The organism is Stutzerimonas kunmingensis (genome assembly GCF_021432085.1).
Classification (GTDB): Bacteria; Pseudomonadota; Gammaproteobacteria; order Pseudomonadales; family Pseudomonadaceae; genus Stutzerimonas.
In genome coordinates, this window is record NZ_CP090366.1 from 2,504,354 (window position 1) to 2,525,738 (window position 21,385).

20 protein-coding genes and 1 tRNA gene are annotated in these 21,385 nt (G+C 61.5%); 10 read left to right on the forward strand and 11 right to left on the reverse strand.

Annotated elements, in window-relative coordinates; genetic code table 11:
* The first annotated feature begins 10 nt into the window (after positions 1 to 10).
* From LW136_RS11850 to arsJ, 6 genes are all read left to right on the forward strand, one after another.
* Positions 11 to 481 carry an arsenate reductase ArsC gene (locus LW136_RS11850; RefSeq protein ID WP_102831752.1) on the forward strand — a complete coding sequence of 157 codons (471 nt, stop codon included), beginning with the start codon at positions 11 to 13 and terminating at the stop codon, positions 479 to 481.
* Between the two features lie 19 nt (positions 482 to 500).
* Entirely contained in the window at positions 501 to 1,214 is a 714-nt protein-coding gene (arsH, locus tag LW136_RS11855) for an arsenical resistance protein ArsH (protein ID WP_014820250.1), read from the forward strand.
* Between the two features lie 18 nt (positions 1,215 to 1,232).
* Positions 1,233 to 1,727, forward strand: a complete 495-nt coding sequence (locus tag LW136_RS11860) for a phosphatase domain-containing putative toxin (protein WP_102831753.1) — start codon at positions 1,233 to 1,235, stop codon at positions 1,725 to 1,727.
* Positions 1,728 to 1,737: 10 nt separating this feature from the next.
* Entirely contained in the window at positions 1,738 to 2,064 is a 327-nt protein-coding gene (locus LW136_RS11865) for a YnfA family protein (protein WP_003284967.1), read from the forward strand.
* A 25-nt stretch (positions 2,065 to 2,089) separates the two neighbouring features.
* Entirely contained in the window at positions 2,090 to 3,094 is a 1,005-nt protein-coding gene (locus LW136_RS11870) for an ArsJ-associated glyceraldehyde-3-phosphate dehydrogenase (protein WP_102831754.1), read from the forward strand.
* Between the two features lie 181 nt (positions 3,095 to 3,275).
* Positions 3,276 to 4,490 (forward strand): organoarsenical effux MFS transporter ArsJ, encoded by a 1,215-nt coding sequence (gene arsJ / locus LW136_RS11875; RefSeq protein ID WP_102831755.1) that lies wholly within the window; start codon positions 3,276 to 3,278, stop codon positions 4,488 to 4,490.
* A gap of 41 nt (positions 4,491 to 4,531) precedes the next feature.
* On the opposite strand, the gene LW136_RS11880 is transcribed toward arsJ, so the two are convergent.
* The 9 genes from LW136_RS11880 to LW136_RS11920 all read right to left on the reverse strand — a co-directional run bounded on the left by LW136_RS11880 (position 4,532) and on the right by LW136_RS11920 (position 15,105).
* On the reverse strand, positions 4,532 to 5,785 hold the full coding sequence (locus LW136_RS11880) for an alginate export family protein (protein WP_102831756.1): 1,254 nt from the start codon (positions 5,783 to 5,785) through the stop codon (positions 4,532 to 4,534).
* Positions 5,786 to 5,918: 133 nt separating this feature from the next.
* A complete protein-coding gene (locus LW136_RS11885; protein WP_102831757.1) occupies positions 5,919 to 6,098 on the reverse strand; it encodes a hypothetical protein in 180 nt (59 codons plus the stop codon).
* Between the two features lie 152 nt (positions 6,099 to 6,250).
* Positions 6,251 to 6,937 (reverse strand): RES family NAD+ phosphorylase, encoded by a 687-nt coding sequence (locus LW136_RS11890; RefSeq protein WP_014820244.1) that lies wholly within the window; start codon positions 6,935 to 6,937, stop codon positions 6,251 to 6,253.
* Complete coding sequence (locus LW136_RS11895) at positions 6,937 to 7,341, reverse strand: hypothetical protein (protein WP_014820243.1); 405 nt, start codon at positions 7,339 to 7,341, stop codon at positions 6,937 to 6,939. Before LW136_RS11895 ends, LW136_RS11890 begins: the two co-directional genes overlap by 1 nt.
* Positions 7,342 to 7,619: 278 nt before the next feature.
* Positions 7,620 to 7,706 (reverse strand) — tRNA-Leu (locus LW136_RS11900).
* Between the two features lie 97 nt (positions 7,707 to 7,803).
* Positions 7,804 to 10,083 carry a helicase C-terminal domain-containing protein gene (locus tag LW136_RS11905; RefSeq protein WP_102831758.1) on the reverse strand — a complete coding sequence of 760 codons (2,280 nt, stop codon included), beginning with the start codon at positions 10,081 to 10,083 and terminating at the stop codon, positions 7,804 to 7,806.
* Positions 10,080 to 11,717 (reverse strand): VRR-NUC domain-containing protein, encoded by a 1,638-nt coding sequence (locus LW136_RS11910; protein WP_102831759.1) that lies wholly within the window; start codon positions 11,715 to 11,717, stop codon positions 10,080 to 10,082. The genes LW136_RS11905 and LW136_RS11910 overlap by 4 nt, the downstream gene beginning before the upstream one ends.
* Positions 11,718 to 11,872: 155 nt before the next feature.
* The gene (gene hemN, locus LW136_RS11915; protein ID WP_102831760.1) at positions 11,873 to 13,261 is read right to left on the reverse strand and encodes an oxygen-independent coproporphyrinogen III oxidase; all 1,389 of its coding nucleotides are present in this window, start codon (positions 13,259 to 13,261) and stop codon (positions 11,873 to 11,875) included.
* A gap of 221 nt (positions 13,262 to 13,482) precedes the next feature.
* The gene (locus tag LW136_RS11920) at positions 13,483 to 15,105 is read right to left on the reverse strand and encodes a methyl-accepting chemotaxis protein (RefSeq protein ID WP_102831761.1); all 1,623 of its coding nucleotides are present in this window, start codon (positions 15,103 to 15,105) and stop codon (positions 13,483 to 13,485) included.
* A gap of 606 nt (positions 15,106 to 15,711) precedes the next feature.
* Between LW136_RS11920 and galU the strand changes: the two genes are divergently transcribed.
* Complete coding sequence (galU, locus tag LW136_RS11925) at positions 15,712 to 16,551, forward strand: UTP--glucose-1-phosphate uridylyltransferase GalU (RefSeq protein ID WP_014820237.1); 840 nt, start codon at positions 15,712 to 15,714, stop codon at positions 16,549 to 16,551.
* 45 nt (positions 16,552 to 16,596) lie between these two features.
* Here the strand turns inward: galU and LW136_RS11930 are convergent, their stop codons facing one another.
* Positions 16,597 to 17,019: a VOC family protein gene (locus tag LW136_RS11930; RefSeq protein WP_041013897.1), complete on the reverse strand. Its 423-nt coding sequence runs from the start codon at positions 17,017 to 17,019 to the stop codon at positions 16,597 to 16,599.
* A gap of 71 nt (positions 17,020 to 17,090) precedes the next feature.
* On the opposite strand from LW136_RS11930, the gene gorA reads away from it, so the two are divergent.
* A complete protein-coding gene (gene gorA, locus LW136_RS11935; RefSeq protein ID WP_102831762.1) occupies positions 17,091 to 18,449 on the forward strand; it encodes a glutathione-disulfide reductase in 1,359 nt (452 codons plus the stop codon).
* A 40-nt stretch (positions 18,450 to 18,489) separates the two neighbouring features.
* Here the strand turns inward: gorA and LW136_RS11940 are convergent, their stop codons facing one another.
* Positions 18,490 to 18,996, reverse strand: coding sequence for a copper chaperone PCu(A)C (locus tag LW136_RS11940; RefSeq protein ID WP_023445397.1), 507 nt, complete (start codon positions 18,994 to 18,996; stop codon positions 18,490 to 18,492).
* 450 nt (positions 18,997 to 19,446) lie between these two features.
* Between LW136_RS11940 and LW136_RS11945 the strand changes: the two genes are divergently transcribed.
* Together LW136_RS11945 and LW136_RS11950 are read left to right on the forward strand one after the other, a co-directional pair.
* Positions 19,447 to 20,742 (forward strand): sialidase family protein, encoded by a 1,296-nt coding sequence (locus LW136_RS11945; protein ID WP_180982698.1) that lies wholly within the window; start codon positions 19,447 to 19,449, stop codon positions 20,740 to 20,742.
* A complete protein-coding gene (locus LW136_RS11950; protein WP_102831764.1) occupies positions 20,742 to 21,329 on the forward strand; it encodes a hypothetical protein in 588 nt (195 codons plus the stop codon). The genes LW136_RS11945 and LW136_RS11950 overlap by 1 nt, the downstream gene beginning before the upstream one ends.
* The last annotated feature ends 56 nt before the right edge of the window (positions 21,330 to 21,385 follow it).

The following is a 21,385-nucleotide window of genomic DNA, read 5'->3' on the forward strand; positions in this document are numbered from 1 at the left end:
AAGAACGACCATGAAGATTCTCTTTCTCTGCACCGCCAACAGCTGCCGCAGCATTCTGGCCGAGGCGCTGTTTAACCATCTCGCGCCGGCCGGCATGCGCGCGTTCAGCGCCGGCAGCGAACCCCGAGGCGATATCAATCCGCTGACGCTTGAGACGCTGGCGCGGGCCGGCATTGCGGCTGATGGCTTGTATAGCAAGAGCAGCGACGCGCATCAGGCGCTGAATCCCGACTTCGTCATTACCGTCTGCGACAAGGCCGCGGGCGAAGCGTGCCCGGTACAGTTCGGCCCAGCCACCAAGGCGCACTGGGGGCTTGCCGATCCTTCCGAGAGCGTCGGTAGTCCCGAGGAAATAAAAGCGGCGTTCGATGCCACGCTGGTCAGGCTCAAGCTACGTTTCACCGCGTTTCTCGCGCTACCGCTCGCTCACCTGGATGCCGCTACGCTGAGAACCGAGCCGGCGCGCATCGGCACACTTTGAACCTGGCAGGACATGCCTAATGAACGACGATCTGCCCAATATCGACCCAGATCTGCTGGATATGCCTGACCTGGACAAGCTTGCTCTGCCGGCAGGTCCAGAACACAGGCCACGCATCCTGCTGCTCTATGGCTCTAACCGGGAGCGTTCCTACAGTCGCCTGCTGGTACAGGAAGCTGCGCGCCTGCTCGAGCGTTTCGGTGCCGAGACGCGCATCTTCAATCCGTCGGGATTGCCGCTGCCGGACGACGCACCGGACAGCCATCCGAAGGTGCAGGAGCTGCGCGAGCTGATGCAGTGGTCGGAAGGTCAGGTGTGGTGTTCGCCGGAGCGTCACGGCTCGATGAGCGCGGTGTTCAAGGCGCAGATCGACTGGGTGCCGCTGGCCATGGGCGCGGTGCGGCCGACACAGGGCAAGACGTTGGCGATCATGCAGGTCAGTGGCGGCTCTCAGTCGTTCAACGCGCTGAACCAGATGCGCGTGCTGGGCCGCTGGATGCGCATGATCACCATCCCGAACCAGTCCTCGGTGGCCAAAGCCTTTCTCGAATTCGACGACGCCGGCCGGATGAAGCCCTCGGCCTACTACGACCGCGTGGTGGATGTGATGGAGGAGCTGATCAAGTTCACCCTGCTGGTACGCGGTAGGGCCGACTACCTGGTCGATCGCTATTCGGAACGCAAGGAGTCAGCCGAAGCGCTGTCCCGTCGCGTCAATCAACGCTCCATCTGACTTCCAGGAATCGCCCGCGTGTCCCATCCCTACGACATCCTCGAAGTACCCGGCAGCGCCGGTCAGCTGATCTTCACACCGTGTCCCGGCAGCAAGGGCAGCAGCGTCGACGAGGCGCTGGCGACCCTGCAAGCGGCCGGCGCCGACGCGCTGATCACCTTGATGCCCGCCAAAGAGCTGGCCCGCAACGAGGCGACGCAGCTGCCGCAACTCTGCACCGAGCGCGGCCTTGAATGGTTTCACCTGCCGGTGGCTGACGAACAGGAGCCGCTGGCGGACTTCGACCAGGCCTGGGAGCGATCGGCAGACCGTATCAATGAACTGCTGGATGCCGGCAAACGCGTCGCCATTCACTGCAAGGGTGGCTCTGGTCGTACCGGACTGATCGCAGCGCGCATCCTGATAGACCGCGACGTGCCGCGCGCGACTGCCGTCGCCAGCGTCCAGGCGCTGCGCCCCAAGGCTATCCAGCATCCGGCCCATGTCGGCTGGATCGAACGCTTCGGCGCATGACGGGCTTCGCATGCTGAATACGCTTGGCCTGTTCGTCATTACCGCGATAGCGGAGATCGTCGGCTGCTATCTGCCATACCTCTGGCTGAAACAGGGCAAGAGTATCTGGTTGCTGCTGCCGGCTGCGCTTTCCCTCGCGCTGTTCGCCTGGCTGCTGTCGCTGCATCCCACCGCCGCCGGGCGCGTGTATGCGGCGTATGGCGGCGTGTATGTCGGCGTGGCACTGGTCTGGCTGTGGCTGGTCGATGGCGTGCGCCCGACCTGGTGGGACCTGCTTGGCTGCGCCGTGGCGATGCTAGGCATGGCGATCATCATGTTTGCGCCACGAACTTCCTGATTCACCTTTCAAAAGCGAGTCATCCATGAGCATCAAAGTTGGCATCAACGGCTTCGGCCGCATCGGACGTCTGGCACTGCGCGCGGCATGGGATTGGCCAGAGCTGGACTTCGTGCAGATCAACGATCCCGCTGGCGACGCGGCGACCCATGCGCATCTGCTGAACTTCGATTCCATCCACGGACGTTGGCAGCGCGAAGCGAGCGCCGATGGCGACTGCCTGGTGATCGACGGCCAGCGAATAAAGGTCAGCGCCAACAAGGCGATCAGTGAAACCGACTGGTCGGGCTGCGATCTGGTCATCGAGGCCAGCGGCAAGATGAAGACCGTGGCGGTGCTGCATCAGTACCTGGAGCAGGGCGTCAAACGCGTGGTGGTCAGCGCGCCGGTGAAGGAGCCGGGCGCACTGAACATCGTCATGGGCGTCAACGATGGGCTGTTCGATCCGGCGCAGCATCGCATCGTCACCGCAGCGTCCTGCACCACCAACTGCCTGGCGCCGGTGGTCAAGGTGATCCATGAGCAGCTCGGCATCCGCCACGGTTCGATCACCACAATCCATGACCTGACCAATACCCAGAGCATTCTTGATCAGCCGCACAAGGACCTGCGCCGCGCCCGCGCCTCGGGCATGAGCCTGATTCCCACGACCACGGGATCGGCCACGGCGATCGCCGAAATCTTCCCGGAGCTGCGCGGCAAGCTGAACGGCCATGCCGTGCGCGTGCCACTGGCCAATGCCTCGCTGACCGATTGCGTGTTCGAAGTGGAGCGCGCTACCGATGCCGCCGAGGTGAACCGGCTGCTCAAGGCCGCGGCCGAGGGCGAGCTGAAGGGCATCCTCGGGTATGAGGAACGACCACTGGTTTCCATCGATTACCGCACCGACCCGCGCTCGTCGATCATCGATGCGCTGTCGACCATGGTCGTCAACGGCACTCAGGTGAAGATCTACGCCTGGTACGACAACGAATGGGGCTATGCCAACCGCACCGTGGAACTGGCGCGCATGGTGGGGCTGGCAGGGTGAGATGCCGCTGAGTGGCGTGTTGCCGAGAGCGGTGCGGGTTATGGAAACGGCAGGGTGGCGGACTGAAGCCCACCCTACGGCAAATCCGTGACTCGACGCCCCCGACTCTCGGCATGCCACGCCATCGCTGCTCGCCAATCTAGTTGCGCAATGCACCTGCTCAATCAATCCGGAACCGACCATGCAAGCCCTTGCCCGACTGTCCCCCGAGGTGCGCCAGTACCTGATCGTCACCGGTAACTACTGGGCGTTCACGCTCACAGATGGCGCGCTGCGCATGCTGGTGGTGCTGCATTTCCATTCGCTGGGTTACACGCCACTGCAGATTGCGGCGCTGTTTCTGTTCTACGAGGTGTTCGGTGTCGTCACCAATCTGATTGGCGGCTATCTCGGCGCTCGACTCGGCCTGAACCGGACGATGAACCTCGGCCTGGCGATGCAGGTGGTGGCGCTGTTGATGCTCACCGTGCCTGCGGCGTGGCTGACGGTGCCTTGGGTGATGGGTGCGCAGGCGTTGTCCGGTATCGCCAAGGACCTGAACAAGATGTCGGCCAAGAGCTCGATCAAGCTCCTGGTACCCGACAGCCAGCAGGGCACGCTGTACAAGTGGGTGACCATCCTCACCGGCTCGAAGAATGCGCTCAAGGGCGTGGGATTTTTCCTCGGTGGCGCACTGCTGACGCTGCTGGGATTCGCCGGCGCGGTCCTGGCGATGGCTGCGGTGCTAGCGGTGATCTGGATCAGCAGCCTGGTGCTGTTGAAAAAGGATCTTGGCAAGGCGAAGGCCAAACCGAAGTTCAAGGACATCCTCTCCAAAAGCCAGGCAATCAACGTGCTGTCGGCCGCGCGGCTGTTTCTCTTCGGGGCGCGCGATGTCTGGTTCGTCATCGCGCTACCGGTGTACCTGAGCACCGTCTTCGGCTGGAACTTCTGGATGGTCGGCGGCTTTCTGGCCTGCTGGATCATCGGCTACGGCATCGTCCAGTCGATGGCGCCGGCCATTACCGGCAAGCGCAGCGGCAAGGTACCGGATGGACGTGCGGCCTTCATCTGGGCCGCACTGCTGGCGGCGCTACCGGCGGCAATCGCTGTGGGCCTGACAACAGGTGCATCGCCCCAATGGGTGCTGATCGGCGGGCTGCTGCTATTCGGTGCGCTGTTCGCGGTGAATTCCTCGCTGCATAGCTACCTGATTGTCAGCTATGCCAAGGAAGACGGCGTTTCGCTGGACGTGGGCTTCTACTACATGTCCAACGCCATGGGCCGGCTGATCGGTACCTTGCTCTCAGGCTGGGTGTTCCAGGCCTATGGGTTACAGGCTTGCCTGTGGGTGTCTTCTCTCTTCGTACTGCTCGCCGCGATTATTTCGCTGCGTCTGCCGCGTCACACGCAATAGCTGAGTAGGAAGGTCGGGCGCGAACGCCCGAGCCGTATCGCTTAGTAGCTGTACTGCAGCTGCGCCCAAAGTTTCTCGGTGTCCACCGAATAATCGTCCGCGTCGTAGCCGGCGTACTTGACCGTTGCGACCAGCCCCTTGACCAGCGGGATGGCGCGGCTGTAACCGATGTTGATCTCTTCCCCGTACTGCTCGCTACCACGTTCGGCGCGGAAGTCGTGGTACCAGGCCTGCAGCGTGCCGCCGAAGAGCGGCAGAGTGCCGCCGAGATAGACGTCCTGCACGCCGTCCGCGGGCGTCAGCAGGAAGGTGTCGGCCCAGCCCTGAAAGGCGTGCTTGGTGGCCAACGGCGTCTGGAAGGCGCGATTGCCCGGCCCCGAGTCGCCACCCAGTACTTCCACGCCCGCTTTCAAAGTCGCACCCTTGAGGGCATAGCCCAGCTCGGCCAGGTAGTACTCGCTGCTCAGCTCCTGAGGATTGCCGGCGTAGTCCTGCTGGCGTGCATATTCAAGCGCATAGCTGATGCCGTGGAGGCCACCATTCAGACGCAGACCTGTGGTTTTGCTGGACAGGGTGCCGAGCGCAGCGGCGGGTGCAGTGGCGATGTTGTCCAGTCCCAGCAGATAGCTGTAGGCGGTGGCCGTCAGCTCCGGTGAGTGCGCGTAGCGGGCGTTGAACAGATGGCTGTGGCCTTCGATATTGGCCGGGTTGGTGCGATTGTCGAAACGGTTGTCGCCCGGGCCGAAGATCGTGTTGATGTTGTTGATGTAGGCGTAAGTCAGGGTCAGCTTGTCGAGCGGTTGCATCTGGCCCAGCACACCGTCGTAGGTTTGTTCGTTCTGCCGCCAACCGACGCCACCGACGAAGCGCTGGTTGTCCAGATTGATGCGCTGACGGCCGGCAATGGCGCTGCCGAACGCGTGGTCGTAGCGCAACAGCGCCTGGTTGATTTCGCTGCCGTCGGGGTCGGCTACCACGGAGTAATCGGTCTGGCCGTTGCGTGTGCTGTTGTAGGCCGCATCACCCAGGCGGCTTACGTTGTCGGCCTCGACCAGCGCCGACAGGCCGTACCATTTGCCGGTCTGAATGCCGACCCGGGTGCGTAGCGTCTGGGCGTTGGCGTGCTCAAGTGTGTTGTCCTGATCGACGTGCTCGTAGCGATAGCGCACATCCAGAATCGGTTTCGCGTCGGTGAACAAGCTGCTGAAGGTTTCCTGAGCGAAAACTGCCGGACTGCATAACAGGCCAGCACTCAGCAGGTAGGGGGTCAGATGATGGGGATGCAGGTTCTTCATGTGCCGCTCCTTGGTTGACATCGGAGCGAAAGTTAGGCTGCTTACTATTTTTGCCATTGACAGCCGTCAAGGCCACAGAAAAGCTCTGGAACAGGCCTTGCGACCCGTTCGCGAGGCCTGACAGGAGTCGAGCTTAGCTGTGTACCGCGGTTCTCAGCATGCCGATATCATGTGCGGCGCGCTGAATCAGTGCGGCAGCGTTCGGCCCGGCTTTGTCCTGACCGTTACGGCGCCCGCGGCGCCAATGCACCATGGGCTGGAGTGCACTGATATCCGATCGGGTAACCAGTTCTTCGAGTGATCGCTTGCTCATGTTCGCGTCCTCACGTCGTGAGTTCGGTGGAGCGTCCTTGCGCCATGGGGAGTCCATGAGCAGACGATGCGCGATGATTGTTACAGCGGTTTGGCAGCACGGCGCAATCGGATGGCCGGTGCAGGGAGGAGAAGACGGCTAACGCGCCAGCATCAGACTTCGGTGATCGCGCTGACGCTGGTGATGCCAGCGTTCCAGATCATCTCGTAGTGTGCGGTCTGAACGATGGACAGTACGCGCCGCGGCGTCATGAGTGCCCAGCAGTGCCGGCCTGGGCTACGTACCGAGTGATATCGCAACCCGGGGAATCCCTCTTGCCTGGCGAGGCGACCGAACTGGCGGGACTGGAAGTAATCATCCGCGTCGTAGATCGGATCCGACATCGACACGCTCGTGGCATCCAGCAGCCCGGCCTCGTTGAATTGACATGACAACCCGCGGAAAACGAACCGCTCGAAGTTCAAGCCTACGACATTCGACCAGTAGTGCTCCTGGTGATACCGCACCTCGGCCAGTGCCGTTTCCATGCTGTCGGCCAGATACAATACGCCGTAGCTGCCATCGCTGAAACGAGAGCCGGCTGGATTCACGTGGGTGAACGGCGCCGTAGCGTAGGAGCAGCCCGGAATGCCGAATGGTATTTCTGACCGAGGAATCAGCTCGAGGCGGCCAGTTTCATTGTGCAATCTCGGGTTTGTCAGCGCCTGCAACTGATAAAGGATTTCAAATTCCTCGGCGTCGGCTACGTCATCGAACAGATCGATGGGGGGATACTTGGAGTTCACCAGCCGGTACGACTGGCACCTGGCATCGGCCCGAATCGGCAGTCGCTGCGGCACTACCACTGCGCGCCTCGCAGGCTGTCGATACGGCGGAACGACTCGTACAGGGAAATCATGTCCCCCTGAGCCATTACCTCCAGCGGCGATCGCCCGTTGAAGAATTCGTTGTGATTGGGCATTGCCGCAAAGCCGTAGGTGTTTTCCGGGTTATCGAAGATCAGCCGCAGTGCTGCGTGGATGTTGAGAATGAAACTGACGCGCTGCATCTGGTCGGGGTCCAGGCTGACCGACCAATCTGCATTGCGGAGCTTGGCCCGTGCGTGAGTACTGCGGGAGATACGCAATATCCGACAGGCCTGTTCGGTAGACGCCTGCCATTTTTCGAGAATGTTCACCGCAGTACGAAGGCCGGCGGCGCACTGATCTTTGGTAAACGCGGGTGCCTGAAGAGTCGCAGTCATGGCAATTGCTCGATTAATTCCATGGGCACAGCATAGCACTTTATGTATCTGCAGACACAAATACACTCACACTATCTTTCTAGACATTGATAAGAGCAACAGCGTGGTACCAGTAAGTTCGATATGAACGTCAGCCAACAACCAAGTGTCAATTGCGTTCAATAGATATGACGTTCGCCAGGCGCTGCGGTCGTGACAGGAGCGCTCGCGCCAATTGCATAAATGAACAATGCGCGAATGGCAGAACGGATGTTGGAAGGCTGAAGCCGCGTGAAGACTGGTGCCCGGAGCGGGGGTCGAACCCGCATACCCTTTCGGATGAGAGATTTTAAGTCTCTTGCGTATACCAATTTCGCCATCCGGGCGGAGGTTGCGTAGCAGTGCGCCGATGGGGAATCGGCGGCGCAGGACTATAGCGAGCCTCCGGACACCACGCAACCCGAACGGCGCCGTTGCGTGGCCTCATTCGCTGGAAACTGGCGAAAGCTGCCACCAGCTCGGCAGCAGGCGGCGTATCTGCGACCGGCCGAAACGGTCGTCGATCAGGTGCACGACGCCTTCATCGCTCTGTGTGCGAATAACCCGTCCCGCAGCCTGCACGACTTTCTGCAGCCCGGGGTAGAGGTAGGTGTAGTCGTAACCCAGGCCGCGGCCGAATAGCTGCTCAAGGCGTGCCTTGAACTGCTCGTTGACCGGATTGACCTGTGGCAGGCCGAGGGTGGCGATAAAAGCGCCAATCAAGCGGTTGCCTGGCAGGTCGATGCCTTCGGCGAATGCGCCGCCGAGCACCGCAAAACCGACGCCCTTGCTGTGTTCGGTGAATCGGTCGAGAAATGCACTGCGGGCCGCTTCCTGCATGCCGCGAGTCTGCTCCCAGAAGGGCACGTCCGGATACTGCTCGCGCAGCAGGGCAGTCACCTGTTGCAGGTAATCAAAGCTGCTGAAAAACGCTAGGTAGTTGCCGGCGCGCTCGCGATATTGCTGGGCGATGAGCGCGACCACGGCACCCAGCGAGGCCTGGCGGTGTTGATAGCGGGTCGAGACATGCTCGGCCAGGCATACCCGCAGCTGATCGGCCTGGAATGGCGATTCGACCTCGATCCAGGCGCTACCCGTGGGCAGGCCCAACATATCGGCATGGAACCGGCGCGGGTTCAGCGTGGCCGAGAACAGCACCGTCGAACGAGCCTGTTCTAACCGTGGCGCGAGGAAGGGCGCTGGAACCACATTGCGCAGGCACAGCATCGAACGCTTGGTCTTGCCGCGGCCAGTTGCGGGTAACAGGCTGATATCGAACAACGAATGCTCGCCGAACAGTTCGGCGATCCGGCAGAAATGCATGGCATCGAAATAGGCCCGTTGCAGCTCTGCATCCAGCCCGCCGGGCTGTTCGCCAAGGTAATCGGTGACGGCGCTGACGACCTGTTGCAGCGCGCCGAGCAGCTTGAGCGGCAGCTCGGGCTGCACCTGATAATTCGCCAGCTGCTCGCGATGCAGGTCGTTCCAGCAGCGCTGTACCCGACCCAGCGGGCGTTTCAAGGGCGCCGGCGCCTTGCCGCCGAGACCGGCGAAGGCCCGCTGATCGAGCTCGGCGCTGTACATGCCGCGCGCGCGTTCGAGCAGGTTGTGCGCTTCGTCCACCAGCACGCTGATACGCCAGTCATTGTTGAGCGTCAGGCCGTAGAGCAGGGCGCTGATGTCGAAATAGTAGTTGTAGTCGCCGACCACGGCGTCCGCCCAGCGCGCCAGCTCCTGGCTGAGGTAATAGGGGCAGACCTGATGGGCGAGGGCGACCTCTCGCAGGGCCGCTTGGTCGAGCATGCTGTGCTGCAATGCCGCTGCTCGGGCCGCGGGCAAACGATCATAGAAACCCTTCGCCAACAGGCAGGATTCGCCGTGACAGGCCTTGTCCGGGTGCTCGCAGGCCTTGTCACGCGCGATCAGTTCGAGCACACGCAATTCACCCGCGCCGTTGCGCTGTAGCGTTTGCAGCGCATCCAGCGCCAGGCGGCGGCCGGAGGTCTTGGCAGCGAGAAAGAACAGCTTGTCGAGCTGCTGGCCGGGAAACGCCTTGAGTTGCGGAAACAGCGTGCCCAGCGTCTTGCCGATACCGGTCGGCGCTTGCGCCATGAGTGTGGTGCCCGTGCAGGCTGCCTTGTACACCGCCTCGGCGAGTTGCCGCTGGCCGGTGCGGAAATCGGCATGAGGAAAGCCCAGCGCTGTGAGCGCCTGATTTCGTGCGTCGCGATGGGCCAGTTCCTGTTCGGCCCAGTCGAGAAACGCCTGACACTGGGTTTCGAAAAAAAGGCGCAGGCTCTGTGCTCCGTGGCGTTCGACGAAGAGGGTTTCCTTGTGGCTGGCGACGTCGAAATAGACCAGTGCCAGCTCGACCTCGTCGAGCTGGCGCTTCTGACACAGCAGCCAGCCGTAGATCTTCGCCTGCGCCCAGTGCAATTGCCGATGGTTGGCCGGCTGACGTTCCAGATCACCGCGGAAGGTCTTGATTTCCTCTAGGCGATTCCGCGCCGGGTCGTAGCCATCGGCGCGGCCGCGCACCATGAGTTTTCCGTATTGGCCCTCCAGAGCCACTTCACGTTCGTAGCCCTCGCCGCGCCTTGCGGTGACCTGGGCGTGGCCGGCGATACCCTCTAGCGCGGTGGGCGAGGGCGTGAAGCGCAGGTCCAGATCGCCAACCTTGGCGGTGAACTCGCAGAGTGCGCGCACCGCGACCCGATAGCTCACGCCACGACCTCAGCCCACTGCACGTGACAGACCGCGATAGGCAGGCCGTGCTGATGGGCGTAATCGATCCAGCGCTTCTGGTTGTCCTGCAGGCGATCGCCCGGGCCTTTCACCTCGATCATCCGGTAGCGGCGTTCTTCGGGCCACAGCTGGATGAGGTCCGGCAGGCCAGTACGATTGCCGCTGACATCGGCGAGGATGCGCTGAAACATCAGCTTCAGATGCGCGGCGGGAATGCACGTCAGGGCATGGGTCAACAGCTCCTCGTCGAGCAGCCCCCAGGCAACGAATGCGTTATGAATGCCGAGCTTTGCCTGGAAGGTGCGCCAGATACAGTCGCGGTATTCGTCACTGTCGAGACAGGCCAGGCAGGCGGCAAACAGATCGGCGCGCCGTTGTTGAAAATCCGCACGATTCAGATCAGCCGGCGCCCAGTGGAAAGGGTGGAAGAACGCACCGGGCAACGGTGCGAAGATCGCATCCCAGCAAAGCAAGCCGAACAACGAGCCGACCAGGGCATTCTCGACGTAGTAGACCGGCGCGTCTGGTGTCGACAGGTGCTCGCGCACCGCATGCTCGACGCTACAGCCGGCCTGGGGCAGGACCAGGTCGAGCTGCTCCGGCTTGCGGTTGAGTGAGCGCAGCGTAGGGATACCCAGGCTGCGCTGCAGTCGCGGCTTGATTCGCTGCAGTTGCTGCAGTTCGTGCTCACTCTGCGGCGCAGCCCGCGCCTGATCCAGCAGCTCCAGCGCTGCTGCAGGCTGGCCACAGCGTTCGAGCACGCGAATCGCGCGCTCGCGGGCACCTGGATAGCTATTGGAGGCATGCAGGCGCAGGGCTTCCGTCAGATCGCCAATGCGCTCGAACTGCTGGCCGATGCTCAGCAGCAGCTTGCCGCGGCGGCTTTCCAGCCAGGCGTTGGCATAGGGCTCATCGGGAACGTCGGCCAGCACGTCGCTCAATGGCTCGCCGGTATCGAAACGCTCGCGGCAACGATGCAGATGCAGATAGGCATCCAGCTCGGTGCGGCAGTTGAAGGCGCGGGAGCTGGGCGAGAAGACGACCTGCTCGTAACGGTAGATGCCGAGGTCGGCCAGAACGAACTCGGACCAGTCCTGATGGATGTTGCCGAAGAACAGCAAACGCAGGCGCTCACAGAGCTCGTCGATGCATAACGCAAATACCGCGTCTTCGATCTGGCTGCACCACGCCTGAAACGGCTTGGCCATCGGGTGGTCGACGCGCAGCTTATCCAGCAGCTCGGCCTTGCGCAGGCTGGCTGATGCAGACGACCCAAACACCTGCAGCAGCTCGCCTTTGGTCAGCAAAGCGAACAGCTGCTCGAGCGTCAGGGCCGAAGACGCATCGACCCACCCCTGATCGATCAATGGCTCTACCGCGCGACGCGAGCAGCCAATCTCCGGATAGCGCAGCTTGCTTGCTCGAAACAGCATGCCCTTGCGCATCACCATGCGCACCAGCAGCGCCTGGGAAGGCTGCGGCAACAGGGCGAAACGCTCGATAAATACCAGCTCGGTCTCATCCAGCAGATCACTGTGGTGACGGCTCACCCAGGCCAGAACCTGTCGGAAGTTTTCGAGGTAGTAGAAGGGATTTTCCAGGGCCTGACGCATTGCACATCCGCTGCAGCTGGGGCGCGCGCGGCCCGCTCAAAGACTGGCTATTTATACAGTTTGAGCGACGTTTGGCAATTGCCCGGTGATCAGCGGAAGTCTCACCAGCTACAGCAGACGGCTAGACGCCGCCTGCTGTGACGTCGTTGGCGATGTCAGACCGTGCGCGAAAAACGACCGCGCTGCTCGCCACCGAGATAGGCATCGAAAGCCATGGCGACGTTGCGCATCATCAGCTGCCCTTGCGGCAAGAGGACCAGCGCATCGTCGTGCAGCTCGACGAGGCCATCGGCCACCGGTTCGGCGAGCTTTGCCAGCGACTCGGCGAAGTATTCCCGAAAATCAATGCCGTGCTTCTGTTCGATCTGGCGGTAGTCGACGCGGCTATGGCACATCAGCGACACGATGACGTCACGGCGCAGGCAGTCATCGTCGCTCAGCTTGTAGCCGCGCTGCACCGGCAGCATGCCCTCGTTGAGGCGCGCGTAATACTGCGATAGCTCCTTGACGTTCTGGCTGTAGCTGTCGGCGACCTTGCCTATGGAGGAAATGCCCAGCCCGATCAGGTCGCAATCGGCGTGGGTCGAATAGCCCTGGAAGTTGCGCTGCAGCGTGCCATTGGCGCGGGCAAGGGCCAGTTCGTCCTCGGGCAGCGAGAAGTGATCCATGCCGATATAGATGTAGCCGGCGGCGGTAAGGCGCTGGATGGTCAGTTCCAGCAGCTCGAGCTTGCGCTCTGGCGGTGGCATGTCCTCTGGGCGGATCAGCTTCTGTGCGCGTACCAGCTCCGGCAGGTGGGCATAGCTGTAAGCGGCGATGCGGTCCGGACGAATGTCGATGATCTTGTCCAGCGTGGTGTCGAAGCTGGCCACCGTCTGCAGCGGCAGGCCGTAGATCAGGTCGACGCTGATGGACTTGAACTGTGCGTCGCGGGCGGCCTGGACCAGCTCGCGGGTCTGCTCTTCGGTCTGGATGCGATTGACGGCGATCTGCACCTGCTCGTCGAAATCCTGCACGCCGAAGCTCAGGCGGTTGAAGCCCAGCTTGCGCAGGCCGTGGATCTGCTCGGGCGTGACGGTGCGCGGGTCCACTTCCAGCGAGAACTCGTGGTTGTCGCTGTCATCCATGTTGAACGCCTGATGCAGGCACGCCATCAGGTCGGCTAGCTGCTCGCTGGTGAAATAGGTGGGTGTGCCACCGCCGAGGTGCAGCTGAGTGAGCTTGCGCGAACGGTCGAACAGTTCGCCCTGCATGGCGATCTCGCGCTTGAGGTATTCGAGGTACTCGACGGCGCGCTCGGTCTTGTGGGTGATGATCTTGTTGCAGGCGCAGTAATAGCAAAGGCTCTTGCAGAACGGAATGTGGATGTATACCGACAGCGGCTTGGGCGTTTGTGCCTGATTGCTGCGTGCAGCGGCGGCACGGTAATCATCCTGGGCGAAGGCCTGGTGAAACTGGGGGGCCGTGGGGTAGGAGGTGTAGCGCGGACCTGGACGGTCGTATTTCTCGACCAGGGCGCGGTCGAAGCTCGGCAGTTGGTCCATGTTCGTTTTACCTAAGGTTGAATTCGGAGTCCGGCGCGGAACGCGGTGTCACCCTCGGGTGTGTCCGGCTCAGGCAGGTCATGGGCGCGGATTATGGACGATTCGGTCCGGCGCGCCGACTGTCTCAGATCAAGAATAGCGCCCCGGCGGCACTCCGAACCGCACCGTTGGGCGATTCGAAATGCGTACCGGGCGCGGCCGGGAAGGCCGCATCGCAGTGGTCAGAGCTTGAACTGGCCGACCAGACGGTTCAGCTCGGTTGCCAGACGCACCAGCTCGTCGCTGATCTGCGAGGTCTGGGATGCGTCAGCCGAAGTGGTGTCCGCAATACGGCTGATGGTCGTGATGTTGCGATTGATCTCTTCGGCAACCGCACTCTGCTGTTCGGCAGCCGTTGCGATCTGGGTGTTCATCTCGTTGATGGTGCCGACTTCGTCGGCGATCACGGCAAGACTCTGGGCAGCCTTCTCGACGCATTGCGAACCCGACCGGGCACGCAGTTGTGCTTCGCTCATGGCCTGCACCGCATTGCGAACGCCGCTTTGCAGCTGTTCGATCATTGCCTGGATTTCTTCGGTGGATTTCTGCGTGCGCGAAGCCAGGGTACGTACCTCATCGGCCACCACCGCAAAGCCGCGGCCCTGTTCGCCGGCGCGTGCCGCTTCGATGGCTGCGTTCAGCGCCAGCAGGTTGGTCTGCTCGGCGATGCCGTTGATCACGCCGAGCACCATGTCGATGCTGGCGCTGTCGCTCTCGACCCGCTGGATGACCTGGGCGGCTTTCTCGATCTCGGCGATCAGCACTTCGATACCGTCCAGTGCCTCGGTGGCGACCTTTACGCCGGCTTTTGATTCGTTGTCGGCGCCGGTCGATGCCGTGGCGGTCTGGCTGGCATTGCGTGCCACTTCCTGCACGGTCGCGCTCATCTCGTTCATCGCCGAGGCGACCATGTCGGTCTCGCTGCGCTGCTCGTTGACGGCAGCCAGGGTCTTCTCTGCAACATGGGATACCCGCTCGGAGACATCACTGAGCTGATGGGTAACGCCCGCGACGGCCTCCAGGCTATGGCGGAACTTGCCGATCATGCGGTTGAAGGCATCGCCCATCGCGCCGATTTCGTCCTTCGCACCCACCTCGACGCTGAGGCTGAGGTCTTCGTCCTCGGCCATGGTATTCATGGTGTGGCGCATGGCAGTGATGCGGCGGATGATGACGTGGCGCACGGTCAGGCACATGACCACCACGCCGATGAACAGCAGGAGCAGCTGAATCCCGCCGCTGATCATGATGTTGCGGTCGACTTCCTGGTCCAGCGCCTTGAGGTCATAGCTGATGCGCACTGCGCCCATTACCGTGTTCTCGCCGACCTGGTGGCAGGTCAGGCAGTTGGTGCCGCGGTAGTCCGCGTGGGCGAGGATGGGATTTATGACGGTCAGCACACGGCCGCCGTTCTGCTTGTTGACCTCGATGATTTCCTCACCGCCCAGCGCGCGACGATCCAGCGCGTCGGCGGGAGCCTGATGGTCATAGCCCGGGCCGAACACCTTGGTGACTTCTTCCCCGCGGATGATGCGCGCATCGATAACGCCTGGGCGCGCGAGGATCTTGTTCCGCAGCACCTCTCGCTGAGCCATGGTGCCGGTCAGCATCATGGTGTTGATGCTATCGAAATAGGAGTCGGCGGCATCCTTGGTCTGCTGCTCCACAACCTGGAGCACGAGCCGCTTCTCCGTACTGGCAGAGAAGAACAACGAGGCAGACATGATCGCCACCAGGACCAGCACGAGGGCCAGGTTGATCTTTGTCTGCACGGACATTTGTCGGGAGGCGGAGCTGTTGTTCATGGTTTTCCTTAGTACTACTGCCACGCGGGGTCAGCTGCCATTGCAGCACTGCTGCGCTGCCGATACTTGCGGCGCAGCATTGAGCAGGCAGTCACCTGCTGATATCGGCGTGCTGTGCGTATTCTTGAAACCAACCGCAGGTGATAGCCATGCGCCATTATTGGGCGGCGCTATGGTATTGCTTTTCGGCACGAGAGAAGTGCTTCGGGCGACCGACAACAGTGCAATTGCACATTTCCCTGATTCAGGTCATGGGTCGACCGGCTCTCTTTCGGTGCAAGGTGCGACAAAGGTGTAATGATCATTGGCTATGGGTATTCGCGGTTGCGCGTCCGGTTATTCGGCCTCACTGGCACGGTGAAAAAACACCGACAGATGGCTTTACAGAGCGCCCCGACCGCCATTAGCGTTGCGACCCGCCGGAGCAGCGAAACCAGTGCCTCCGAGAGGCAGGCACATAATCTGCATCGACTGTGAATGTCGCTGCGAACCCCGCTGCAAAACGATGGTCGTAGGCTCTACGCCGGCATGGCCGGGCAACACCGCAAGGCAGCTGCTGTTCTCGATGGCAGTGCATCGACTGGAACCTTTATTTCAAGGACTCACATGATCAAGAAATGCCTTTTTCCCGCTGCCGGATATGGCACACGTTTTCTTCCTGCAACCAAAGCCATGCCCAAGGAAATGCTGCCGGTGGTGAACAAACCCCTGATTCAATACGGGGTTGAAGAGGCACTGGCGGCGGGGCTGAACCAGATCGCGATCGTCACCGGGCGTGGCAAGCGCTCGCTGGAAGACCATTTCGACATCAGCTACGAGCTGGAGCACCAGATCCGCAACACCGACAAGGAAAAGTACCTGGTCGGTATTCGCCGCCTGATCGACGAATGCAGCTTCTCCTACACCCGCCAGGTGGAGATGAAGGGCTTGGGGCATGCGATTCTCAGCGGCCGCCCGCTGATCGGCGATGAGCCGTTCGCCGTGGTCCTGGCTGACGACCTTTGCATCAACCTCAATGGCGATCCGGTCCTGGCGCAGATGGTCAAGCTCTACAACCAGTTCCGCTGCTCGATCGTTGCCATTCAGGAAGTGCCGCCGGAAGAGACCAGCAAGTACGGTGTGATCGCCGGCGAGATGATCCGCGACGACATATACCGCGTCAGCCACATGGTCGAGAAGCCCAAGCCGGAAGACGCGCCGTCCAACATGGCGATCATCGGTCGCTACATCCTGACTCCGGACATCTTCGATCTGATCGAGCAGACCGAGCCGGGCAAGGGCGGTGAGATTCAGATCACCGACGCGCTGATGCGCCAGGCTCAGGATGGTTGCGTGCTGGCGTACAAGTTCAAGGGCCAGCGCTTCGACTGCGGTAGCGCCGAGGGCTACATCGCGGCGACCAACTTCTGCTACGAACACTTCTACCTGACCGGCAAGGCGTTCTGAAGCACTTGGGCCACCTAAGGGTGGCCCAGTCACTTCCGGGCGGCTTCAAGGCTCCGGCATATCCTCGGCACCCGGTCCAAGCGGCTGCCCGTAGCTGAATTCGACATAGTTGCCCGCAGGATCGCGCAAACCGCAGTAGTAGCCCACCGGATAGGGTTCGTCGCGCGGCTCCCATATCAGACAGCCTTCCCTGCGTGCCAGGTCGGCAACCGCATCCACTTCCTCTCGACTGGCCAGCGCGAAGCCGAAATGGCTGTAGTCGTCCATCGCCAGTGATCGATCCTTGCCGCCTGGCATCATCACGAAGATGAACTCGCGCTCTTTTCCAGGCTCCGCCATCCAGACGATGCGTGAGCCCTTTCCGGGGCGCTCGTGAAACACGTGCATGCCGCAGAAGCGCTCATAGAACGCGATACAGGCGTCCAGATCGGGCACGTGCAGAGCCAGGTGGGTGAGGGTAGGGCGCATGCGGCACTCCTTCGGTGATTCAGGCCGAAAGCCTGGGTTATGCTGTTCGCTACAGAAGGAGACAACATTACATGGCTTACGACTTCGATCTATTCGTCATCGGTGCAGGTTCCGGTGGCGTGCGTGCGGCGCGCTTCGCTGCAGGTTTCGGCGCGAAGGTGGCGATTGCGGAAAGCCGTTACCTGGGCGGTACCTGTGTCAACGTCGGTTGTGTGCCGAAGAAGCTACTGGTCTACGGCGCGCATTACGCCGAAGACATTGGCCAGGCACAGGGCTACGGCTGGACCATCGACGGCGCGACCTTCGACTGGAAGACCCTGATTGCCAACAAGGACCGGGAAATCCAGCGACTGAACGGCATCTACCGCAGCATCCTGGTGGATAGCGGCGTGACCCTGCTGCAAGCGCATGCGCGCCTAGTCGATGCCCATACCGTCGAAGTCGAGGGCAAGCAGTACACGGCCGAGCACATCCTGATCGCTACTGGCGGCTGGCCCCACGTGCCGGCGATTCCGGGGCGTGAGCACGCTATCACGTCCAATGAAGCTTTCTACCTCGAATCCTTGCCGCGACGTGTGCTGGTGGTCGGTGGTGGCTATATCGCCGTCGAGTTCGCCTCGATCTTCCATGGCTGCGGTGCCGATACCAAGCTGCTCTATCGCGGTGAATTGTTCCTGCGCGGTTTCGATGGCTCGCTCCGCGATCACATGAAGGACGAGATGATCAAGAAGGGCGTGGATCTGCAGTTCAACGCCGACATCGTGCATATCGACAAGCAGACCGATGGCAGCCTGCTCGCGACGCTGGAAGACGGCCGCACGCTGGAAGCGGACTGCATCTTCTACGCGACAGGCCGCCGTCCGATGCTGGACAACCTGGGGCTGGAAAAGGCCGGCGTAGCGCTGGATGCCCGAGGTTTCATTGCCGTGGACGATGAATACCGTACCTCGGTGTCTTCGATTCTGGCGATTGGCGACGTGATCGGTCGCGTGCAGCTGACACCCGTCGCACTGGCTGAGGGCATGGCCGTGGCGCGGCGGCTATTCAAGCCGGAGCAATATCGCAAGGTCGATTACACGACCATCCCGACCGCGGTGTTCAGTCTGCCGAACATGGCAACTGTCGGGCTGACCGAGGAGGAGGCGCGCGAGCAGGGCTACAAGGTAACGATCTTCGAAAGTCGTTTCCGGCCGATGAAGCTGACCATGACCGATAGCCTCGAGCGCAGCCTGATGAAGCTGGTGGTGGATGCTGAGACCGACCGTGTGCTCGGCTGCCATATGGCGGGACCGGATGCCGGCGAGATCATGCAGGGGCTGGGCGTGGCGCTGAAGGCCGGGGCCACCAAGCAGGTGTTCGACGACACGCTGGGCATCCACCCGACGGCCGCCGAAGAGTTCGTCACCATGCGCACACCGGCGGCGATCTGAAAGCATGCTGGCGGCCGCCTGCGGCGGCGCGCCAGATCACTCAGTGATGATGCCCTGGCGCAGCACCGCCGGCAGCCGGGGCGTCTACCTCGATGCTCACCTCGGTGGTGATCTCGCCGCCGTCCTCGAACTGCAGCGTCACGGGGAAGCTCTCCCCAGCCACCAGCGGCTGCTTGAGCCCGAACAGCATCACGTGATTGCCACCCGGCTTGAACTCCACCTTGCCAGCCGCGGGCACGTCGACCGCCTCGACCTGCTGCATCTTCATCATGTCGCCCTGATGCACATGGGTGTGCAGCTCGGTCTTTTCGGCACGTGAGGTCTGCGCCCCGATCAGGCGCTGTGGCTGCTGACCACGATTTTCCAGTATGAAGTACACCGCGCCAGTCGGAGCGCTGGGCGGCATCGCCCGCGACCACGCCTGGCTGACAGCCAACTCACTCGTGGCCGCTTGTGTCGAAGCCTGATGGTCGTGGTGGTGCTCCTGCGCAAGGGCAGGCAAGCAGAGTGCCGCAAAAGTACCAGCGGCCAGTAAGCGAAGCAGCATGAGAGAACTCCCGTTCTGTTGAGATGCGCCATATTACGCCGCTGGCCCTGCAGCGGTACGTCTGGGTAGTCGACTTATCGGTCGACCATGGCCTGCGTGCCGCGCGATGGAGAGGAGGGTGCAGCAATTTGCCACAGGTGTGTTTGTGACACTATATTGCGACGCCTGCACTTGCAGCCATCGAGGATTTCTGTAGCACCTGATTTTTCTGAGCGAAGCGTTTATCAAGCGCGGCTGATCGGCTTCCTCCATCAAGTGATTGCTCCGACCCTGGTGCTCGGTCATGATCGGCGGCCGCTCAAACAAGCTCGGTACTCCCGGCCATCAGAAGTCAGGGCAACCGATCAATACACTTTCTTTTTCACGCCCCGACGGTTTTTGGGGCATACGAGCTTGTCGTTTCCTTGCAAAGCGCAGGACGCGTCATGTGTTTATACGGACATGATTTATATGAGTTCTGGAAAGTTCGGATTTCTTCCCACCTGCCTGTCTGTCATCGCCCTTGCAGCTATTTTCACTACCGCCTGGTGGCTTCATCCTGAACGAGCGGTTTCTGGGTTCGCTGTAGCCAATTCTCATGCTCTGCCGCTCGCCAGCAAGGGACCGTTTTACAGCACCCGCTTCGCATCCTCCGATCTCGACGAATTTGTCCATGCCTCCTCGGTGACCTCCTTGCCGGATGGTGGCCTGATGGCCGTATGGTTTGCCGGTTCACGCGAAGGGGCTGCGGATGTTCAGGTGCGCGGCGCGCGATTCGACGCGATTGCGGCGGAGTGGGGCGACGAACTGGTCCTGGCAACTCGCGAGTCGACCCAGAAGGCGACCCAGAAGCACATACGCAAGCTCGGCAATCCGGTCATTGCGCTGGCTCCCGACAACAGGCTGTGGCTGTTCTATGTGTCGGTATCGATCGGTGGCTGGGCTGGAAGCGCCATCAACGCCATGTATTCGGATGATCTGGGAAAAACCTGGTCGACTCCCAGGCAGCTGATCACCACCCCCTTCTTGAACATCAGTACACTGGTGCGCAATGCCCCGGTATTCCATCAGGACGGCACCATAGGGCTGCCCGTCTACCACGAGTTCCTCGGCAAGTTCGCCGAGTATCTGTACATCAGCCCGAACGGCGAGGTGATCGGTAAAAGTCGAATCAGCAAAGGCAACGATTCACTGCAACCAACAGTGGTGCCGATGGACGAGCAACACGCCGTTGCCATGCTGCGCTATGCAGGCTCCAGCCATCATCGCGTGCTCGCCAGCCGCACCGCGGATGCCGGCAGAACCTGGAGCAAGCCTTATCCGATCGACCCGGCCAACCCCAATTCCGCGCTCGCAGCGGTGGCCACGCCCAACCATGGCCTGCTGGTTGCCCTGAATGATCTGGAGGACGGACGTTTCCGTCTTCGCCTGATGGAGACCGACTCGAGCCTCGATCTCTGGAAGCCGGTGATTGACCTGGACGAATCACCTGACCCGGAGGGCAATCCGTTCACCCCGGAGGTATATCGGGAAATCATCGGCGACAAGTTTCGCCTTTCCAGCGGGCCGCGGCGGCTATCGCTGGTGGACGAGTTTCTGAAAAACCTGGATAAGCGTGTCTGCAAGACCCATGGCTGCGATTTCGAGTACGAGTATCCCTACTTCATCAGGAGCGCCGACGGTCTCTACCACCTGGTCTATTCCTGGAACAACACATTCATCAAACACGTCAGCTTCAATGATGCCTGGCTACTGGAGCAGCTCTGATGCCTGAACTCTGGCAAGCGCATCTGACCTTCGGGTTACTCGCTTTCATCGTCACGCCTGGATTTGGCTTCGGCCGAGGGGTTCAAGGGCTTCGCCTTTTGCTCCTGCTGGGGATCAGCTTCATTCCTGTGGACGGTTTGTCACTGGCCGCCTACATGCGCAGCTTCACTGATGACGTGGCCATCACGACGCTGGTGGCGCTGGCATTTTTCGCGGCAGTGCGCTTGGGACTGATGGCGATGCCGCCGCAGAACGCGCGCGTGCAATTATTGATCGCGATGGCGGGGCTAGCGCTTTTTCTCTACCCGGCAACGATGGGCCTGTCCTATCTGGACCCCTATCAACTCGGTTACGCCCCCCGCCCGCTGATCGCAGTGGTGGGCGTGCTTGCCCTGGGCTTGCTGCTGCTCAAGAACTGGCTGGGCGCTTCCATGCTCGGCCTTGCCACCTTGGCGTTCAGCCTGGGGATCAAGCCGTCGCCCAATTACTGGGACTATCTGCTAGACCCCTTCATCGCCTTGTTCAGCTGCGGGGCGTTGCTCGTCTATGCCTGCAAGGCACTCGTGCGCAAGCCAATGCCCGCGTGACGAAAATTACTCCAGCCGACCTGTGATGGCTCGGCTGCGCTATTTGACGATTCGAT